At 41.9% G+C, this 3,448-nt stretch carries 7 protein-coding genes; 1 reads left to right on the top strand and 6 read right to left on the bottom strand.

All coding sequences use genetic code 11. The features are described from left to right. Positions 1-252 (top strand): hypothetical protein (locus tag ACYTXL_RS24270; protein ID WP_461926963.1); only part of this gene is annotated, 252 nt, incomplete at its 5' end. Between the two features lie 4 nt (positions 253-256). Here ACYTXL_RS24270 and ACYTXL_RS24265 read toward each other — a convergent pair. From ACYTXL_RS24265 to ACYTXL_RS24240, 6 genes are all read right to left on the bottom strand, one after another. Beyond that, positions 257-985: a glycoside hydrolase family 108 protein gene (locus tag ACYTXL_RS24265; protein WP_461926962.1), complete on the bottom strand. Its 729-nt coding sequence runs from the start codon at positions 983-985 to the stop codon at positions 257-259. 76 nt (positions 986-1,061) lie between these two features. After that, a complete protein-coding gene (locus ACYTXL_RS24260) occupies positions 1,062-1,418 on the bottom strand; it encodes a hypothetical protein (protein ID WP_461926961.1) in 357 nt (118 codons plus the stop codon). 11 nt (positions 1,419-1,429) lie between these two features. Next, positions 1,430-1,867 (bottom strand): hypothetical protein, encoded by a 438-nt coding sequence (locus tag ACYTXL_RS24255; protein WP_461926960.1) that lies wholly within the window; start codon positions 1,865-1,867, stop codon positions 1,430-1,432. 62 nt (positions 1,868-1,929) lie between these two features. After that, positions 1,930-2,262 (bottom strand): hypothetical protein, encoded by a 333-nt coding sequence (locus ACYTXL_RS24250; RefSeq protein ID WP_461926959.1) that lies wholly within the window; start codon positions 2,260-2,262, stop codon positions 1,930-1,932. A 103-nt stretch (positions 2,263-2,365) separates the two neighbouring features. After that, entirely contained in the window at positions 2,366-2,593 is a 228-nt protein-coding gene (locus ACYTXL_RS24245) for a helix-turn-helix domain-containing protein (RefSeq protein ID WP_461926958.1), read from the bottom strand. Continuing rightward, positions 2,580-3,448 (bottom strand): hypothetical protein (locus ACYTXL_RS24240; RefSeq protein WP_461926957.1); only part of this gene is annotated, 869 nt, incomplete at its 5' end. The genes ACYTXL_RS24240 and ACYTXL_RS24245, both read right to left, overlap by 14 nt.

The raw sequence follows: 3,448 nt of genomic DNA, 5'->3' as shown, positions 1-3,448 counted from the left end.
GACGGAGAAGCCCTCCTAGCAGCTGTGGTAATTTCGGCAGCAGCCCTGGGACTCGACACAACCCATAGAGATGGCGATGATGATGATGATGAAATAAACGCTCTTCCCACTCAACAAGTAGGAATCAATCCCCCAGTGACGGGGATAGTCCCCAGAGTCGATAGCGAGGGAAATGTAAATTTTTTCAAAAGGGACAGTATCACCATCGATTTTGATGTATCTGTTTCCGATTTCAATCCTAACGATTATTAATTCATCAGACGTGCAAATATTTCTTCAAGGCTTCGGCTCGATTCAACCAGCCTTGAAGAAATACTCTTTGAGTCCCGACTCCCCATCGGCGATAGTCATTCTCCCGAATATCAAAATATTTGCTCAGGAGCTTCGATTCTTTGTTTTTTCTCAGCCAATAATCGAGTTCGTTAAGGGTCTGATGCCCAACGATTGCATCAGGTTTAAGTCCTAAAGTCTGCTGCAAAGTCGCGAAACCGCGACCGGAATTGACTTGCCAGTCCAAACAAGCGATTGCAATGCGGCGCGGCGGATAATAGCAGCCAGAATTTTCCCAATAATAATGTTTATATATGTCTTGGGCTTCTGTTAGCGAAATCAGACGCACAGAGCGCTGTGGTAGCCCTTTCTTGGCGCGATAATTGTAATATTCTGTGTGGGTGATACCAAATTTAGTTAGTCCTCCACTATCGTTTTTATCATTAGAAATTCCGCCTTCAGCCGCAAGAATAAATCTTAATGCCTCTCGAAAGACTAGCTCTTTCGAGAGTTTCTGATTCAGGTTATGGACATCCTTTTTTAACTTATCCAGTTCGCTTGACAGGGATTGAAACTGCTTGTTTTGAGTTGTAATATTCTGCTCAATTTTGTTCAAAAGTCCTAAAGAATTTTGTAACTGGGAATTCGAGTTGTATTTTTCGACGTGTAAAAACACTCCAAAACATACAACGTCTACAATTACAAACGAAGTCATTGCCAGGTCATATAAAATACGCCTGGTGAATTTTACTTTTTTTAATTGCATTATTTGCGAGTTGTCCAGAAGGTAATTAATTAGTTTGTCCGTTATAGCTCCAAATACTGATAAACGAACTTTCAAACCAAACTGGGAAAGAAAATCGCAATTGATATGAAGCAAAAGATATTGGGAATATCAAAACATTCCCACCCAAAGAAAGACGCTGAGAAAAACTAGTCCATTGGGTTGAATTATCAACTAAATTCGTCTGAACAAGTTGATTTACATATCCGCCTGTATACCAAGTCTTTTTCGCGCTTGGAGTGATGATATAAATTCCTAAAATCCCGCTAGAAAAAGTATCAGGAATCAAAAAATTAGAAAGATTGGAGCCTGATAAGTTTTGCTCAAATATCAGACTCCAATCACTTGAAAGAGACAAGTCCATGTCGTTATGAATTATTGACGAGTCTTGACATGTCGTACATTGATCGCGTTAGTAATCGGTTGTCCAGCACCCTTGCCGATGGGCCAAGTACATTGTGTGACCAGGTCATCGAAATCATCCTTTGCGTCCTCGCTGACGTGTAATGTCTTTCGACGTTTTACTATGGTCGTACCACTTTTATCAGTAACGATAACCACCCTTGTAGTAATTATTCCAGCTCGCACTAGCTCCTTGATCGTGGAGAACGCAAAGGGTGAGTAGTCTGTTGTCCCAGGTACCTCTGCCAGTATGCCAGTTACGCCCGCTATATCTGTATCACTATTTAAATCCCCTGTGTAGACCCCATAGGTAGAAAGAAAATAATAATTCTGCGCTGGGGTTGCGGGAGTCGATCCAATCGCCGGTACTTCTGCAACAACCAGCTTGCATCTATCAAGTTTAGGTGGCATATTTCTATTTTAAAAAAGTTGTTTTTGGGAAAGAAAGCTAAAAAAATACAGTGAGAAAAATCTTAATACATCGTGACGTGCTGAGGAAATCTTGCACTTAGGATTGAATTCCCAGTGACATAATCCAATCCGACCAATGCACCTATCTTGGTGCAATTGGCGGCAGCGAAATAAACTGTCTTGGTTGTTTTGTCTTTGAGGCGCACAAGTGCTCGGCGACCAGTACCAGACGAAACTAATTGGCGAACAGAAATAGATTCGCTATTGGGGGGAAGAGATGTAGGGTCAGCCTTCACCACTCCGCAAACATCACCAATCTCATCGTAAACATCCTCTAGAGTTACTATTTTATTACCGCCAAATATGAAGCTAGCCTTGGGAATCGTTGTAGCCATTTTAGTATTGAATTTAAGTCGAGATATCCTCCAAATATACGTTCACGACTTCGTAAACCGCAAGCTTTTTAACACATGTTGTATGTCGCGCCTTAATGCGCGATTAAGCGCCAGTCGCTGTCGCATTCTTTCGCTTTTTTAAATCAGCAGGCAATAAGTACCATTTCCGGCTCATCTTAAAGCCTTGAATCTGACCTATTTTAATTTTTCTAATTAAAGTATTGCGAGAATAAAAATAAATTTCACAAGCTTCTTTAAGTGAAATTGCGGTAGATAAATCATCAGGAATATGCCAGTAATTAAGCGGAATTAAAAAATCACCACTTGGCAATCCAATTTGGTAACTGTTTTTTTGTACCAGTTGCATAATATTTAGCCATCCGATTTTTAACAGTTATTTGAGAAATTTCAGTATCAGTAGCAACTAGACACGATTTACTTAAATATCCACCGGCAACATAACTTGGAATTATCCTCAATTTGATAGCATCTAACATCATCATTCCATTGTCTTCATCTAGGGAATGAATAGTAACTTTTGAGTTATCACTGAGTACAAAAATTGTTTCCCAGTTGCCGCGTTCATAATTTGGTAAGCCGGTGTCAGGTTTTGTCGGTAAATGATGCGGCACTGTAATTCTGTAGTTGGGTGGGCCGATAATGGTACCGTTTTTACCAACTGGTGCAAATTGATAAATTACCTGTGGCCGATGCCATTCAGGCCGAATTAACCAACCGTCGGGACAGGCTCCGACGTCTTGATAACAAGCGGCTTGTCCTTGAATATCTGCTAATTGTTGAAATTTCAGAAGTTCCGTAGCTTCTGTTCCCAGAATCACGTTTATAGTTTGGGCGTCGTTTTCTGGGTCTCCGTTGGCGTCGCACTTGGAAAAAATTGGGACTGAGATTGAGGTAAATTGCACGTCTTCTACTCTGTTGAGAATGCATTGAGAATTGTTATCAGCATCAGTCCCACTGCCATAATGTATTTCGCAGCTTCCGTCTGCGTTCGGAGGAAGAATGCAGGGCGGACAAGTGCAGGGAGGACAAGGAGAACCACCTCCTCCACAAGGCGGACAAGGCGTACTCTGACCCGAAGGACACGGAGGACATGGACTACCTTGCCCAGAACTGCCACCCGATGGACAAGGGGGACAAGGAGCGCAATCGGGACACGCGGGGCAAT

It is taken from the genome of Nostoc sp., from assembly GCF_054880495.1.
Note: the sequence above shows the minus strand (reverse complement) of the source record. Positions and strands in the feature narration are given on the sequence as shown.

Coding starts and splice junctions, on each gene's coding strand:
- ACYTXL_RS24250 (WP_461926959.1), bottom strand. CDS start 2,262: ATGGCTACAACGATTCCCAAGGCTAGCTTCATATTTGGCGGTAATAAA.
- ACYTXL_RS24255 (WP_461926960.1), bottom strand. CDS start 1,867: ATGCCACCTAAACTTGATAGATGCAAGCTGGTTGTTGCAGAAGTACCG.
- ACYTXL_RS24265 (WP_461926962.1), bottom strand. CDS start 985: ATGACTTCGTTTGTAATTGTAGACGTTGTATGTTTTGGAGTGTTTTTA.
- ACYTXL_RS24260 (WP_461926961.1), bottom strand. CDS start 1,418: ATGGACTTGTCTCTTTCAAGTGATTGGAGTCTGATATTTGAGCAAAAC.